The sequence below is a fragment of the Psychrosphaera ytuae genome (assembly GCF_017638545.1).
Classification (GTDB): Bacteria; Pseudomonadota; Gammaproteobacteria; order Enterobacterales; family Alteromonadaceae; genus Psychrosphaera; species Psychrosphaera ytuae.
Map to the genome: position 1 here is coordinate 79,684 of NZ_CP072110.1, position 16,402 is coordinate 96,085.

At 43.1% G+C, this 16,402-nt stretch carries 14 protein-coding genes; 7 read left to right on the top strand and 7 right to left on the bottom strand.

Translation table 11 applies throughout. The features are described 5' to 3' along the window. Positions 1–42 precede the first annotated feature (42 nt). Entirely contained in the window at positions 43–2,694 is a 2,652-nt protein-coding gene (topA, locus tag J1N51_RS00385) for a type I DNA topoisomerase (RefSeq protein WP_208832047.1), read from the top strand. Between the two features lie 70 nt (positions 2,695–2,764). Here the strand turns inward: topA and J1N51_RS00390 are convergent, their stop codons facing one another. Continuing rightward, on the bottom strand, positions 2,765–3,214 hold the full coding sequence (locus J1N51_RS00390) for a flavodoxin domain-containing protein (protein WP_208832048.1): 450 nt from the start codon (positions 3,212–3,214) through the stop codon (positions 2,765–2,767). A gap of 16 nt (positions 3,215–3,230) precedes the next feature. After that, positions 3,231–4,001, bottom strand: a complete 771-nt coding sequence (gene truC / locus J1N51_RS00395) for a tRNA pseudouridine(65) synthase TruC (RefSeq protein ID WP_208832049.1) — start codon at positions 3,999–4,001, stop codon at positions 3,231–3,233. Positions 4,002–4,116: 115 nt separating this feature from the next. Here truC and J1N51_RS00400 point away from each other — a divergent pair, with 115 nt between their 5' ends. Next, positions 4,117–5,181 (top strand): DUF3549 family protein, encoded by a 1,065-nt coding sequence (locus J1N51_RS00400; protein WP_208832050.1) that lies wholly within the window; start codon positions 4,117–4,119, stop codon positions 5,179–5,181. 50 nt (positions 5,182–5,231) lie between these two features. Here J1N51_RS00400 and J1N51_RS00405 read toward each other — a convergent pair whose 3' ends face one another. The 5 genes from J1N51_RS00405 to pabB all read right to left on the bottom strand — a co-directional run bounded on the left by J1N51_RS00405 (position 5,232) and on the right by pabB (position 10,389). Further along, positions 5,232–5,681 (bottom strand): SufE family protein, encoded by a 450-nt coding sequence (locus J1N51_RS00405; protein WP_208832051.1) that lies wholly within the window; start codon positions 5,679–5,681, stop codon positions 5,232–5,234. A 3-nt stretch (positions 5,682–5,684) separates the two neighbouring features. Next, positions 5,685–6,884, bottom strand: a complete 1,200-nt coding sequence (locus tag J1N51_RS00410; RefSeq protein ID WP_208832052.1) for a cysteine desulfurase — start codon at positions 6,882–6,884, stop codon at positions 5,685–5,687. Between the two features lie 17 nt (positions 6,885–6,901). Beyond that, complete coding sequence (locus J1N51_RS00415) at positions 6,902–8,278, bottom strand: L-serine ammonia-lyase (RefSeq protein ID WP_208832053.1); 1,377 nt, start codon at positions 8,276–8,278, stop codon at positions 6,902–6,904. Positions 8,279–8,361: 83 nt separating this feature from the next. After that, complete coding sequence (locus J1N51_RS00420; RefSeq protein ID WP_208832054.1) at positions 8,362–8,943, bottom strand: CoA pyrophosphatase; 582 nt, start codon at positions 8,941–8,943, stop codon at positions 8,362–8,364. A 21-nt stretch (positions 8,944–8,964) separates the two neighbouring features. Beyond that, positions 8,965–10,389, bottom strand: a complete 1,425-nt coding sequence (gene pabB / locus J1N51_RS00425; protein WP_208832055.1) for an aminodeoxychorismate synthase component I — start codon at positions 10,387–10,389, stop codon at positions 8,965–8,967. A gap of 259 nt (positions 10,390–10,648) precedes the next feature. Between pabB and J1N51_RS00430 the strand changes: the two genes are divergently transcribed. The 5 genes from J1N51_RS00430 (at position 10,649) to J1N51_RS00450 (ending at position 16,397) form a co-directional block, all read left to right on the top strand. Then, positions 10,649–12,163 (top strand): fumarate hydratase, encoded by a 1,515-nt coding sequence (locus J1N51_RS00430; protein WP_208832056.1) that lies wholly within the window; start codon positions 10,649–10,651, stop codon positions 12,161–12,163. 160 nt (positions 12,164–12,323) lie between these two features. Continuing rightward, entirely contained in the window at positions 12,324–13,007 is a 684-nt protein-coding gene (locus J1N51_RS00435) for an ABC transporter ATP-binding protein (RefSeq protein ID WP_208832057.1), read from the top strand. A 2-nt stretch (positions 13,008–13,009) separates the two neighbouring features. Continuing rightward, the gene (locus J1N51_RS00440) at positions 13,010–14,116 is read left to right on the top strand and encodes an HlyD family secretion protein (RefSeq protein WP_208832058.1); all 1,107 of its coding nucleotides are present in this window, start codon (positions 13,010–13,012) and stop codon (positions 14,114–14,116) included. Continuing rightward, positions 14,113–15,174 carry an HlyD family secretion protein gene (locus tag J1N51_RS00445; RefSeq protein WP_208832059.1) on the top strand — a complete coding sequence of 354 codons (1,062 nt, stop codon included), beginning with the start codon at positions 14,113–14,115 and terminating at the stop codon, positions 15,172–15,174. The genes J1N51_RS00440 and J1N51_RS00445 overlap by 4 nt, the downstream gene beginning before the upstream one ends. Then, positions 15,174–16,397 (top strand): efflux RND transporter periplasmic adaptor subunit, encoded by a 1,224-nt coding sequence (locus tag J1N51_RS00450; RefSeq protein WP_232842828.1) that lies wholly within the window; start codon positions 15,174–15,176, stop codon positions 16,395–16,397. Before J1N51_RS00445 ends, J1N51_RS00450 begins: the two co-directional genes overlap by 1 nt. Positions 16,398–16,402: the final 5 nt, after the last annotated feature.

The window sequence follows — 16,402 nt, forward strand, 5'->3', positions numbered from 1 at the left end:
TAATGAGGGCGGCGGTTCAGTTTTATAAGTGATTGAGGAATTATGGGAAAATCTCTGGTAATAGTGGAGTCACCAGCAAAAGCAAAGACCATCAACAAATACCTTGGTAAGGATTTTGTGGTTAAATCCAGTGTTGGTCACATTCGTGACTTACCGACGTCTGGTGGTCCTAAAAAAGCGGCAGAACGCACCTCAACCAAAGGCTTATCAGCAGAAGAAAAAGCCAAATTAAAAGCGAAAAAAGACAAAGAGGCCTTAATCGGCCGCATGGGTATCAACCCTGAAAAAGGTTGGGCAGCAAAATATCAAATACTGCCGGGTAAAGAAAAAGTAGTTACAGACCTTAAAAAGCTTGCCAAAGACGCCGACCAAGTTTATCTCGCAACCGATTTGGACCGCGAAGGGGAAGCCATTGCTTGGCACCTGCGGGAAATCATTGGTGGTGACGATAGTAAGTTTAAACGAGTAGTCTTCAACGAGATCACAAAAAGTGCCATTCAGCAGGCGTTTAGTGCACCGAGCGAACTTAATATAGCTCGTGTTAACGCTCAGCAAGCGCGTCGTTTCCTCGACCGAGTGGTTGGTTTTATGGTTTCACCTCTGTTGTGGAAAAAAATCGCTCGTGGTCTTTCTGCAGGTCGTGTTCAGTCAGTTGCCGTACGTTTAGTTGTGGAGCGCGAGCGTGAAATTAAAGCGTTTGTACCTGAAGAGTTCTGGCGTTTACATGCTGACACGCTAACTGCAGATAAAGAATCAATACTGCTAGAAGTCGCGAAACAGTCAGGTAAAACTTTTAGGCCGACAAACAAGGCGGCGATGGATGAAGTTTTAGCACACATTAAATCGCAAACTTTTACTGTTGATAATCGCGAAGACAAGCCGTCCAAAAGCAAACCTTCTGCACCATTTATTACGTCTACCTTACAGCAGGCAGCTAGTACTCGTTTAGGGTTTGGTGTTAAAAAGACCATGATGATGGCTCAGCGTCTATATGAAGCGGGTCATATTACCTACATGCGTACCGACTCAACTAACTTGAGTAGTGAAGCTGTAGGCGCTTGTCGAATGTATATTCAAAGTGAATTTGGTGAAAAGTATCTTCCAGAAAAACCAAATTTATATGGTTCCAAAGAAGGAGCACAAGAGGCTCACGAAGCAATTCGTCCTTCAAGTGTAGGCGTTAAAGCTGAGCAACTTGAGAGTATGGATCGCGATGCCGTTCGTCTTTACGAGCTCATTTGGAATCAGTTTGTTGCCTGTCAAATGGTAGCTGCAGAATACGATGTGACAAACTTAACCGTAAAAGCGGGTGAGTTTGAGCTTAAAGCGAAAGGTCGTGTGTTGCGTTTTGATGGTTGGACTCGTGTTCAACCGGCTGTTAAAAAAGCCAACGACGAAAACCAAGTGTTACCTGACGTTAAAGTAGGCGAAACTCTATCCTTAGAAGAACTTCAACCAAAGCAGCACTTTACTAAGCCTGTTGCTCGTTTTTCAGAAGCAAGTTTGGTTAAAGAGCTTGAAAAACGAGGTATCGGTCGTCCATCTACATACGCATCGATTATCGGAACGATTCAAGACCGCGGTTATGTTCGTTTGGAAAATCGCCGTTTTTATGCAGAAAAAATGGGTGAGATTGTCACCGACCGCTTAGTAGAAAACTTTACTGATTTACTCAATTACGATTTTACTGCACGCATGGAAGGTCGACTCGATGAAGTCGCTGACGGTGATCTTGAGTGGAAAGCCTTGCTTGACGAGTTTTACAAAGACTTTAAAGCCAAGCTTGAAGACGCCTCAAAAGAAGCGGATGAAGGCGGCATGCGTCAGAATTCGCCAGTAGAGACAGATATCGAGTGTGGTAAGTGTGGCCGCAACATGAACATTCGTACTGCGAGTACGGGCGTATTTTTAGGGTGTTCTGGCTATGCTTTGCCACCTAAAGAGCGTTGCACCAATACGATGAATTTGACGTCTGGCGACGAAGCTGAAAATGTTGCCGATGAAGAGCTAGAAACAGAAGCACTGCGTCATATGAAACGTTGTCCAATCTGTTCAACAGCAATGGACAGCTACCTAATTGACGAGGGGCGCAAACTTCACATCTGTGGTAACAACCCTATTTGTGAAGGGTATGTAGTTGAAAAAGGTGCCTTTAAGCTCAAAGGCTACGATGGCCCAATTATCGAATGTGATAAGTGTGGTTCAGACATGGAGTTAAAATCAGGGCGCTTTGGTAAATACTTCGGTTGTACCAACGAAGAATGTAAAAATACTCGTAAGCTGTTGAAAAATGGCGAAGCCGCGCCACCGAAGGAAGATCCAGTTCACTTACCAGAGTTGCCATGTGAAAAATCAGAAGGTTACTTTGTTCTTCGTGATGGAGCTTCGGGTATTTTCATGGCCGCGTCGACGTTCCCTAAATCTCGTGAAACAAGAGCGCCATTTGTTGAAGAGTTAGCGCGTTTTAAAGACCGCATTAGTTCTAAGTTTTATTATTTAGCTGAAGCGCCAGCGGAAGATCCTGATGGTAACAAAGCGAAGGTTAGATACAGTCGTAAAACTAAGCAGCAGTATGTTATGACTGAAAACGATCAAGGCAAGGCAACGGGCTGGAGTGCTTGGTACGAAGACGACAAATGGGTCGTGGATGACAAGCGAAAAGGCAAAACGAGCACCAAAGCAAAGAAGAAATAATACCTAAGTAGATAAAAAAAGGGCCTATTGGTTAATCCATTAGGCCCTTTGTTATTCTTAAAACATGTGATTATTTGAGGTTAACCGTCGCGAGCCAATTTTCAAGCCAAGGTAAGGCTAGAGATTCTGGCTCTAATGTTTCACAAGCATCTATTTTTAACATAGGAACAGGGGCCATCCCTTGTAACTCGTAAAACAGCTCTTCCATTTTTTCACCTGCACCACAGAATGTTTGATAGCTTGAGTCACCTAAAGCAATAACCCCAAATGGCTTTTGGTTTTGTAGCGGCATAGTATCTCGGGCACCAAAATAAAAACCCTCTAAATTACTGGGTAGATCACCTTGACCCGTTGTTGATGTGATAATAAGACAAGCATCCACATCATGAACGTCACTAACCAATGCTGATGCGTTATAAATAGTTGTGTGACCTTTGTCGTGAAGAACTTGTTGAATCGTGTCTGCTAGCGTTTGAGCCGCACCATAAACACTACCCATAATTAATGCGATTTGCGCCATTACGTTTCCTTGATGGTTAAGGGTTGGTTAAGGTTTTATGTATATTTGAATTGTTGAGCAAAGCCAACGGATTAGCAAGTGTTTCGTCTATTGGGGCTGTGATGACCATCGGCTTTTTATTAGTAGGATGAACAAATTCTAATTTTGTCGCGTGAAGGGCAAGTCGGTTTAGGCCAAGCTGTTCACGAGCGAGTTTATTTTGTTTACCGTCACCGTGTTTAGTGTCACCAATAATCGGATGACGAATATGGGCTAAGTGCCTTCTAATTTGATGTTTGCGTCCGGTTTTAGGCTGCAGCTCCATTAGACTGTAACGGGTGGTATCAAAGCGTCCACAGCTAAAAGGCATTTCATAGGTACGCAGGCACTTCATGATGGTTTGGGCTTCTTGCGGGCCTAAGTCTCTATTGGCATCTTTATCTGCAAATTTGTCGAGCTCTCGTGTCAATGGATAGTCCAAATCCAAGTATTCTGGTCCGTAACCTCTGACCAATGCTTGGTAGGTTTTTTGAATTTCACTATTGATAAAATAATCACTGAGAGTGCGAGCAACTTGACTGTTTAACGCAAACAATAATACACCCGACGTAGGGCGGTCCAAGCGATGAACAGGAAACACTCTCTGGCCAATTTGGTCACGAGTGAGTTGGACTGCAAACAGGGTTTCTCTTTTATCAATTTCACTGCGATGGACTAGCAGTCCTGAGGGTTTGTTAATCGCTACTAAGTCGTCGTCTTGATAAAGGACGTCAAGTTGAGGAGCTTCGGTAAAAACTTGATTTCGCATTGTAAACTTCTTGTACAGTGATTCGTTAGAATCAACAAAATAAACGCGTAAAGGATACCACTTCTGTCCCGAACCCCCTATAATTCGGCCATTAAAATTTTAGTTAGGAATGTCTATGTCGAATGCTACCCCCAACAATCCAGTCCCAACACTTGCAGATTTGATGGAGCACGCAAATGCTCAATGGCGTGTGTTTGATTTAGGGCGTCGCATTCAATCAATAAGCAAACAAGAGTTTGCTGCGGTAGAGGCCAACGACAAGCCATATCCTTATCCAATCCAGCAAAAAGCGCGATTTGCTCTGTTATTTTGGGATCAAAACCAAGCAAAAGCAGACGGCATGAAAAACCCATTTATCTGGTTTTTACAATTTGATGTCGATGAGCTGGGCATGCTAAAGCTGCAACAGCGTGACCATTACATTTCATTGGTTATAAAAGAGCTCGGCGGGGCGTTAGCAGGCGATACAGAACAACAAGCAGATAAACTCAACAATCATCCTTACAGCTTTACGCCTGATCAGAATCGCCAAGCTGCGTTTAATGCCCGTGTAAAAGTCGCGTTAAAGCAACCCGCATCTATGTATTACGAGCATGCTCAAGCCTATTTTAATGGCCATTTAGGTACAGATAAGTGGCAAGAGCTGACGGTTCAGGGTATCGCTGATTTTGCTTCAAGAATCGACGTAAAAGACAATCAAACTGCGTTGATCAAAGCATTAGATGATCTAACCGTCCAAACGTTAAGTGTTTTAGGCGCGACGCTTGAACACTACACCATTGGTGTCGCATTGACAGAGAAGTTAATTGAACAACAAAAGGTCGCAATTTCGACGTCGGATCACGAGCAGGTGTTCCACTTGTTAAGGTGCATGGCCGGTAGTGAGTCAAAGGCTCTTGTATTACAACAGCTAAAGCATTTATTGTCGTGTCATGATATTGATGAAGAGAGTTTGTTTTTGATTATTGCAGGGCGTTTTTGGTCTTACTTAAATGACCAAGAATTACTGCATGTGTTTTTTGATAGAGTGGCACAACATCCAAACCAACAGCTTTTCCCTGGTATTTTTGCCGATTTGGTGGCGATTCCTGAAACTCGTCAAACAATGCTAAACCTTTTGCGTGACCCTAACCGAAGCACAGCTGTATCTCGAGCAATTGGAACTTTGTTTGGTCGCTAATTTAATTCCCAAATGGGAGTGGATCGAAAGCCATTAAATAAAGCGCGCCTTTAAAAGGCGCGGATGGCTTCAATGATCGCTTTAATGCCATTTCCTCTAGAAGGACTTAGTTGATCAATAAGTCCTAACCCGTCTAAGTACTCATCTACATTAAATTGCTCGACTTCGTTACGGGTTTTATTGTTGTATGCGGCAAGTACAATAGCGATAAGGCCTTTGACGATTTTGGCGTCAGAGCTTGCTGCTAGTTTTAATCGATCACCTTGCCAAGAGTGTGTCAGCCAAACCTGGCTCTCACAACCTTGTACTTGATATAAATCGTTTTTAAAACTGTCATCCAAAACTGGCAGAGTTTTACCGAGTAACATGATACGTCGGTATTTATTTTGCCATCCTTGCTCAGCACTTAATTGGTTAACAATATCGTCGGCTGTCAGACCCAATTCGTCGGCAAAAATAACGACAGATTGTTGTAACTCGGCTGGTGCAACGTGGTTCATGGCTTAGATATCCAATATTTCAATAGAATGGTTTAGGGCAGAGATAAATCGGTCAACGTCTTCTTGATCGTTATACGCCGCCAAAGAAACGCGAACTGTGCCGTTTATTCCAAGGGCATCCATTAACGGCATTGCACAGTGGTGACCGACACGAACAGCTATGCCTTGCTGGTCGAGGAGGGCACCTAGGTCAGATACTGATTCATCGGCATAGGTAAACGATACAACACCAACATTGTTGATAGGGTCGCCATATATTTTGATACCATCAATGATCTCTAGTTGCGCAACTAAGCCGTGATATAAGGACTGAATACGTTCGTGCTGGGCGTGATACTTTTCAGATTCAATAAAATTAATTGCCGCTTTTAGGGCTATAACTCCGGCAATATTTGGTGTGCCAGTTTCTAAAAGGGCTGGTAGTGGTCGAAATGTGGTTTCTTGTCGGCTGACACGACGGATCATTTCTCCACCCAATTGTACCGGTCTGATCTGCGATTTGATAAAGGGTGCAATATACAAAACACCAATTCCTGTTGGTCCAAACATTTTGTGACCAGAAAAAGCATAAAAATCACAGTTTAACGCTTGAACATCAACCTCGATGTGAGCGATTGCTTGCGCCCCATCAATGAGTACCGTTGCTCCCACGGCCTTTGCCATTTTGGTCATTTGCTCAATGGGATGAATGTTACCAAGCGCGTTAGAAACGTGTTGCATGGCGACAAACTTAGGCTGTTGCTTCATGACTTCGGCGTACTGAGCTAAATCAATGACACCATCTTCGGTCAGTTCGATAAAGTCTATTTCTAAGCCTTTGTTTAATGCAAGCTGTTGCCAAGGGACAAAATTTGCGTGGTGCTCAGAGGCAAGTAATACGATGCGATCACCAGTATTGAGTTGATGTTGAGCCCAACTCATGGCAACCGTGTTTATACTATCGGTCGTGCCTTTAGTCCAAACTATGTCAGAAGGCGTGTACGCATTGATGTGTTTTGCTACGTCTATACGGCTTTGTTCGTAATCATTAGTCGCTTGTTTAGCTGCTCGATAAGAGCCTCGGTGAACATTTACATTATCGGCCTGATAAAATCGGTCAATGGCGTCAATGACCGACTTGGGCTTTTGTGTTGTTGCTGCACTATCTAAATAAACGGTGCTGGGGTTATGTTGAAAAAAAGGAAACTGTTCTTTGAGACTCATTCAATCAAAATTCCAAGTTAACACTCAGTGATGTTTACTGCGAGACCACCACGGGCTGTCTCTTTGTATTTTGACTTCATGTCATTACCGGTATCCCACATTGTTTTAATTACTTTATCGAGGGATACTTTTTGGCCACCACTGCTGCGCAATGCAAGACGGGCTGCATTAATTGCTTTTACTGAGCCCATCGCATTTCGTTCGATGCAGGGTACTTGTACCAAACCACCAACAGGATCACAAGTTAAACCTAAGTTGTGTTCCATTCCGATTTCAGCCGCACACTCAACTTGTTCGACGCTGCCGCCCTGTAATTCAGCCAATCCAGCCGCGGCCATGGAGCAGGCTACACCGACTTCACCTTGGCAACCCACTTCTGCACCAGAAATCGACGCGTTCTTTTTGTAAAGTATGCCGATAGCACCGGCTGTAAGTAAGTATCTTACAATCGCCTGTTCATCTAACTCACGGACAAACTTATGGTAATACATTGCAACAGCCGGAATAATGCCAGCAGCACCGTTAGTCGGAGCAGTGACGACTCGGCCTCCATCGGCGTTTTCTTCGTTAACAGCAAGGGCAAACAAATTAACCCAATCCATGACAGTCAGTGGATCACTAGACTGTTCACAGGACAACTTGCGATACAAACTGGATGCACGACGACGCACTTTTAAACCACCTGGCAAAATACCTTCGGTGCGAATGCCACGTTCAATACACGCTTCCATCACACGCCATAATTGAACAAGCTGTGAACGAACGGTTTTTTCATCTAACCAAACTTTTTCGTTGGCCATCATCAGCGCAGGAATACTCAAGCCATCACGTTGACACATGTCTAACAGCTCTTGACCAGTAGAAAAAGGATATGGCACGTTGGCATCATCCGCTTGCGGAGCTGCCGTTTCTTTTTGCATTTCAAATTCTTCGTGTTTGACAATAAAGCCGCCACCAATTGAGTAATAGGTTTGACTAAACAACAAAGTTTCGCCTTTGTATGCACTAAGTGTCATTCCGTTTGAGTGTAACGGTAGGGTTTTGCGACGATGAAACACAATGGCATTTTTATTAGGGAAACGAATGTCTTTTTTGCCCAACAGGCAAAGAAATTCCGTTTTTTCTATTTGAGCTAATTTGCCGGCTACTGTATCAGGATCAATATTTTCTGGCTCATCGCCTAATAGACCCAAAATTACCGCTTTACCTGAACCATGGCCTACGCCAGTCTGTCCTAACGAACCAAATAATTCAGTTTGAATATAATCTGTGTCATCAAACAGGCCTTGCTCTTCAAGCAATAAACCAAACTGACGCGCGGCACGCATCGGTCCAACTGTGTGTGAACTACTCGGCCCAATGCCGATACTAAACATATCAAAAACACTTAACATAAATCGTTTTCTACTTTGAGAAATAATAGGTAGATTGTAACTCAGATTGAAGGGTTTCACACCCTAGTTACCATGAGAAAAACTTATTTGATATGACGAATGAGTTTTTGCAATATTGCGGCCGTCGCGCCCCATATTACTTTGTCTTGGTACTTTATGAAGTGTACTTTAGAGGGTTTACCTTGCCACTTTGGGGTTAAGAAAAATTGATGCTTTTTTTGGAGTAAATAGTCTAATGGAACCTCAAAAATCTCATCTACTTCACCGTCGTTCGCAATAAATTGTTGCTCGCCGTCGACGAGAGCGACCAGAGGCGACATAGTAAAATGACTAATGGTATGAAATTGAGGTAACCAACCAAGGGGTTTGACTAGACGTGTATCTAAGCCTATTTCTTCTTCTGATTCTCTTAGGGCTGTATCCAAAAGCGTTTTGTCCGTTTCATCGTGTTTTCCTCCGGGAAAGCTTATTTGGCCTGGATGACTGCGTAAATGCGCAGAACGTTTGGTTAACAGGATGTGTAAACCAGCGTCACGCGGAATAACAGGAATTAATACCGCTGCATGACGGGCGTTACCTGAAGGTCCAAATCGGCCATAGTCAGGCTCCCATTCATCTTGAAATGGTCGAAGCATCAATCGACTGGCAAATTCCTCGGGACTCATATAACGCCTAAATAAAATCGTTTAAGTTGACTGACTCAATGGTTTGAGTTGGCTCAATACTGGCAAAATTTTGTGGACTTTATCAAGTGTTTCTTGGTATTCGGATTCACATTGTGAGTCAGCAACCAGACCACCGCCGGCCCAGCAATAAATTTTTTGGTTATGGCAGGCCAAGGTCCGAATAGTAATATTAGTATCCATATCGCCATTTGGTCTGATATAGCCAATTGCACCGCAATACACATTACGCGGATGGGGCTCGAGCTCATGGATAATTTCCATTGCTCTAATTTTTGGCGCACCTGTAATCGAACCACCAGGAAAAGCACCGCGTAACAAATCAATCGACAGAGCACCTGGTTTTAATGTCGCAGTAATGGTACTGACCAAATGATGGACTGCCGGAAAGCTTTCGATAGCAAACAACTTAGGTACATTCACCGAACCGGGAATTGCCACTTTGCTCAAATCATTGCGAAGCAGATCGACAATCATTAAGTTTTCGGCTCGGTCTTTTTCGGCATGAGCAAGGTCATTAGCACTTTCTTGGTCAAGGCTAGGATCAGCACTTCGTGGACGGGTACCTTTTATTGGCTTGGTTTCGATTTGATTATCTTTAACTTGAATAAAACGCTCAGGTGAAACACTCAAAACAGCACCTTGTTCTAAACGGATAAAGCTAGAAAAAGGCGCTTTGTTTGAACGGCGCAACGCTTGATATGCCGTCCATTCACAGCCTTGATAATCGGCATCAAATCGCTGTGCCAAATTAATTTGATAACAATCTCCAGAGCGCAGATATTCTTGTACTCGAGCAAATTTTTCAGCGTACTGTTGTTTGGTCATGTTGGCTCGCCATTCTGACGTCAACCAAAATTCAGATTGCTGTATGGAGGTGGTATTGGCTAACACCTCCAACAGCTCAGTTTCTTGCTGCTTTGTGTGCGCTTCAGAACCAAAACAAAAAAAGTGGTATTTATCACCGTGCTCCGTATGTTCAACAACAAGTCCTTGATCGTAAATGCCAACGGCCATGTCAGGGAGCTTTAATTCAGTGGTTTTGGCTACAGGTAAGCGCTCAAACCGACCGCCAAGTTCGTAGCCCCAATACCCCACAGCACCACCCGAAAAAGGCAAAGTGTGTTGATCTTCTGTTAAATCGCTAGGCAAAAGCTGGCTGAGAGCAGCTTGAATGAGCGTCATCGGATCTGACTCATCAACAAAGGTTTGTGCTTTATTTCGATAATGACAATGAGTCTGAGTGCCAAACGTTGTAAAAAAGGCACTAGCATTCCAAACACAAACCGAAAAGTTATTATTCTCATGGCCAAGGCTGGCAGAGTCCAAATAAATAAAATCAGGTTGGTGTTGTAAATGTTGTAACAACGCGTCGAACTGAGTTGTATCGAGCTCGAGCTGTCGTGAGTATAAAGAGGCCTGCATCATGTATTGGTTGCTTGATTTTTCAACAAAATAAACAGTTTATAAAAACTTTTACTGGATAATTAGTTGGTTTACATTACGGCGCAGAGTATCATTCTTATCACTAAAATTCAGCAATTAGAGAATTTTATAAAAAACGCGCAGTTAACGGCCGTTTTTTGATTAAAATTTGCTAGGCTGAATATAATCAAACACAAACCCATTTCTATAAAACTGGGTCAATAAAAACTATCAACAAAACAGTTTCAGAACAGAGGTCGTTATGACGGTTATTCGCCAACAAGACTTAATCGACAGTATTGCAGATGCACTTCAGTACATGTCGTACTATCACCCACTTGACTATGTTCAAGCGGTTGAAAAAGCCTACCACAAAGAACAAAACCCAGCGGCCAAAGACGCAATGGCGCAAATCCTTATTAACTCAAGAATGTCAGCAGAGGGGCATCGCCCAATCTGTCAGGATACGGGTATTGTAACTTGTTTTGTCAAAATAGGCATGGAAGTTCAGTGGGACAAAACCGATATGACGGTTCAACAAATGGTTGATGAAGGCACACGCAGAGCTTATCTAAACCCAGATAACCCGCTTCGTGCGTCGATTGTTTCAGACCCAAATGGTGCACGTAAAAACACTAAAGACAACACTCCTTCGGTTGTTCACATTGACATGGTTCCGGGTAACCAGGTTGAAGTTATGATTGCGGCAAAAGGCGGCGGTTCAGAAAACAAATCAAAAATGGCAATGTTAAACCCATCTGACGACATCGTAGAATGGGTTACTAAAACTCTGCCGACAATGGGCGCGGGTTGGTGTCCACCTGGCATGTTAGGTATAGGTATTGGTGGTACGGCCGAAAAAGCAGCAGTGATGGCAAAAGAATCTTTAATGGATCCTGTTGATATCCAAGATCTTATTGAAAAAGGTGCAGAAACATCTGACGAGCAACTGCGCTTAGACTTATTAGAAGCAGTGAATGCCTTAGGTATTGGTGCTCAAGGTTTAGGTGGTTTAACAACCGTTGTTGATATTAAAGTTAAATCTGCACCAACACACGCAGCGTCAAAGCCAGTAGTTATGATCCCTAACTGTGCCGCGACCCGTCACGTTCATTTCCACCTTGATGGCAGTGGTCCAGCGAACCTAGTTCCACCTAAATTAGAAGACTGGCCTGAAGTGACATGGGAACTTGGCGAAAACGTTCGCCGTGTTAACGTGGACAACATTACTAAAGAAGAAATCGCAACGTGGAAAGCGGGCGATACAGTATTGTTAAGCGGTAAGATCCTAACTGGTCGTGATGCAGCGCATAAGCGTATCAAAGATATGCTAGACAAGGGCGAAGGTTTACCAGAAGGCGTAGACTTCAATGGTCGTTTTATTTATTACGTAGGTCCTGTTGATGCAGTAGGCGATGAAGTAGTAGGTCCGGCAGGTCCGACTACAGCAACGCGTATGGACAAATTCACAGATCTAATGCTTGAACAAACAGGCTTAGCCGGCATGATTGGTAAAGCCGAACGTGGTCCTGCAACCGTAGATTCAATTGCGAAACACGGCGCAGTTTATCTAATGGCTGTTGGTGGCGCGGCTTATTTAGTATCTAAGGCGATCAAAAAGTCACGTGTTGTTGCATTTGATGACCTAGGTATGGAAGCAATTTACGAATTTGAAGTTGAAGATATGCCAGTATCGGTAGCGGTAGACAGCACAGGTAACAACGTTCATGAAACGGGACCTGCAATGTGGAAAGGTAAAATTGCTGAAATGAAATAGTTATTAATTTCATTGAGTTAATTAAATAAAAAACGTCGACTTTCGGCGTTTTTTTTTGAACTTTATATTATGGTGAACGGTCGTATATTTAAATTTTGTACAATCTTTTAAATATAAATTGGATTAGACTAAGTTCATACACACAAGACAGTTGGAAGTCATGCTAAAGATCAACAATATCGAAAAGTCGTTTTCTAATGGCGACGAGGTGGTAAGAGCCCTAAACGGTGTTACCTTAGAGGTTAAAGAAAACGAGTTTGTCGCCTTTATGGGCAGTTCGGGATCAGGAAAGTCAACGTTAATGAATATTCTGGGGTGTTTGGATGCACCGAGTAATGGAGAATATTTGTTAAATGGTCAAAACGTCGCATCCATGTCCGACGAAGCGTTATCTAAAATTCGCAATGAACACATAGGGTTTATTTTTCAAACCTTTCACTTACTCCCCAAGTTAGATGCCATTGGCAACGTTAAACTACCCATGCGATACAGTGATATTTCAGACGAGGAAGCGACTGAGCGAGCGATACAACTCCTTAAACGAGTGGGGTTAGAACATCGCATGTACCACAAGCCCTTTGAAATGTCGGGCGGTCAACGTCAACGAGTAGCGATTGCTCGAGCGCTAATCAACCAACCCAGCGTTATATTGGCAGATGAGCCGACAGGTAATTTAGACAGCAAAACTTCAGTGGAAATTATGTCACTGCTGACTGAGTTACATCAGCAAGGCCAAACTATTGTTATGGTGACGCATGAAGATGATATTGCCGAATATGCTGAGCGTGTGATCACAATGCGTGATGGCCAAGTCATTTCAGAATCTCAAGCGAGGGTTGCATAGTCATGAAGCAAGTCATTTCAAAAAGCTCCCCTGGCAAATTAAAGCCAGTGACTCAGGCTTTGACATGGATAGGATTAAGCTTAGTTTTACCAACCCTTGCTTTTGCTGAGTCAACCAATACATCCGCTACTAATACATCTACTACAGTATCACCTAGTAACACCGAGCTTGTGATCAGAAACCTTCAACAGCCGTTGTTATTTACTGGGCAGATCTCCTCATCAAAGCAACAACTTGTATCTGCACCCATGACAGATCGCTGGCAAATTCAGGTTCAGTGGATGGCCGAAGAGGGGACGATTGCTAAACAAGGAGATTTGATTGTGCTGTTTGATGCGGGCAGCGTAAAAAATCAGATTCAACAAAATCAAGAACAACTTGCATCACAAAGGCTCCAATTAGAAAAACAAACCGTCGCATTAAAACAAGCAGTCGTGGTGGCGGAAGGAAAACTAGCCATCGCTAAGCTTGAAGTCGAAAAGGCCGAAATCGAGGCGACCATTCAATCGTCTGATGTCAGTAACTATGACAAAGGGCGCTACAAATTAGCGTTAGAAAAGGCTTTGGTACAAAAGATCAAAGCGGAAGAAGAGCTTAAAGTAAAACAAAAAGAGCAATGGGTCGGCTTAGAAAAGCAAAAAATAGAAATTACAAAAATCGAAGAAACACTCGCGCAACTTGAACGTACTTTGGAGCGAACAACAGTTAAAGCGCAAATCGAAGGGCAAGTTAGCTATATGATGCACCCTTGGATGCGCACTAAAATTACGGCAGGAACGACAGTTCAACAATCTATGCAAGTGATGTTAGTTCAGGGTTCAGGTGACTACCTAGTAAAAGCGTGGATACACGAAATTGATGTAAATAAAGTTGCAGAGGGGCAAGCCGCCACGGTTTCTTTAGACGCATATCAAGGTCAAGCATTCGAAGCGACGATTGTTAAAGTAGCAAGCCAATCGGAAGCAAAAACCGAGTGGAGTGATAGCAATTATCACGAAGTCCAACTCAAGTTCACCCAACAGCCTAGCCTCAACCTTTTGCCAGGTATGAGTGCTCGAGTAATGGTTGAGCTCGATTCAGATGTTGCCAGACAGGAGTCCGTACAATGAATCAAAATAAATACCTCAAACTATCGAGCTTATTTTTTGCGATGAGTATAGCGTTGACGGGCTGTAATGAAACTAAACAAGAACAAGTTTCTTCATTTACTGCGGAGCCATTAACAGCTACTGCAACTTTAGTATCGGAAAACACAGTGACGATTTCACCACCTTCGGTGACGACTATGTGGCAATACAAAGTTCAATTTTTGGCAAGTGAAAATCAATCAGTTAAAAAAGGTGACGTCATCGTAAGGTTTGACAGTCAACAGCTAAAAAATAACCTGATGTCCAAACAAAGTCAGTTGAGCGCCGCCTTAAAAGAACAAGAAAAAGAAGGCTTAGAGCAAGAGCAAAAAGAACAGGACTTGCGCTTGGCATTGGCTGAAGCCAAAAAGAACCTCGATAAAGAAAAAAGAAAAGCCGAGATTGTCGATGCGTCAATTTCAGGGATCGAACGCGCCAAACAGCAAAAACAACACAAAATTGCTCAGTTGCAATTTGCTCAGGCGCAGCAAGTCTTAGACAATTTCTTTGAGAGTAAAACAGTAAACACTGACGTCACACAATCAAAAGTGACTAGACTGGAAGCGGACGTAGCCAGAATACAAACGGATATTAAAAAGCTAAATGTACTTGCTCCGAAAGATGGCATTGTGATGTATGTGCCAAATAACGACGGCGAAAAAACAGCGGTGGGTGATAGCGTGTGGCAAGGTCAACAAATTATGACCATACCCTCGCTGGATGACATCGTATTGGAAGCTCAATTTGACGAGCCAGATCTAACAAAAGTAGCGATTGGCCGACCCGTCAAAGTAACGTTAGACGCATATCCTGAATTGCCCTTCACTGGCAAAATTACCTCGCTTGGCCAAGCCTTCAAAAACAAATCAAGACAAAACAAACGCATTGTGTTCGATGCATATATAAGTTTAGGCAATATAGACCCATCAATCATGCGCCCAGGTATGCAAGGTAAAGTAGAGTTGTTAGAAGTGGATGAAACACAAGAACAGCCAGAGATCACACTCGCCCAACTAGTTGAAAAAGGGTCGGATACGTAATGAAAACATTAAACTTTATGAGTACTAAAAAACCTTTAATACTGGCACCTTGGATGTTTGTTTTATCCGTTATTACGGGCTGTTCAGAGCAAGTCGAGTCGACGCCCACGTATCAAGTGGGCCAAACTGATTTGATCATCGAGGTCCCCGCTTTAGGTGAACTCGAAGCCGCAGAAGCTGAGGTCATTTCAAACCCAAGTCAACAGCCGATGACTCTGGCCTGGATGGAACAAGAGTTTATTCACGTCAAAAAAGGTCAAGTTATCGCGAGATTTGACGCAGAAAGTCTGACGTTACAAAAACGCAAAGAGCAACTAGAGATGGAGCTTATTGCTAAAGACATGCAAGGCAAATACGCCGAAAAGTCGCAACAAGAAGCGGAAGTTAACGCAGAAAAAGATTTAGTCAGTGAAGAGTTTGAATTTTCACAAAGTTATTCCATTGACGATCTTAGGATTTATAGTCAATTAGAAATAATAGAGTCGATGGAAAACACTGAGTTTCTCAACGCCAAAGATGAGTTTTTGGATTGGAAAAAAGGCAGTATCAGTGAACAAAGCCAAAGCGCAGTTGATGTTTTAAACATTCGAAAAGAAGGCCATGCTGCGCAAATGAAACGTCACGAAAGCGCTTTAAAACAGCTTGAAGTTGTTGCACCGTTTGATGGCTTGTTGGTGTACACCAGAAATTGGCGCGGTGAAAAACCAGTGTTGGGACAGTCGATATTTCCTGGTAATCCCATCGCCAGGATCCCCAATTTACAAAAAATGCAGGCAAAGTTATATGTCCTTGAAAAGCAAGCGATTGGTTTAGAAGAGGGACAAAATGTGGCCTTGACCTTAGATGCTTTTCCGGACCAAAAGTTTTCAGGAAAAGTAAAGCAGGTGGCTGCGTTTGCTCGTACTATTGAGCGAGGCAACCCAGTGAAATATTACGATGTTACGGTCGAGCTACAGCAGTCTGGCGATAGTGTATTTAGACCCGGTCGTAAATTGTCGGCTAAGGTCAGTGTTAACCGATATAACGAATTAATCAAAGTGCCAATCCAAGCTATTCACAACGAAAACGAACAGAACTTTGTATATAAAAAACAAGGCGATCAGTTTGTAAAACAAGTCGTGCAAACTGGTAACAAAAACCTCTACTTTGTTGAAATTTCGCAGGGCTTGCAGGTCGGAGATAAAATCGCTTTGAGTCAACCCGAACTCAGTAGTAATGGATAAACAAC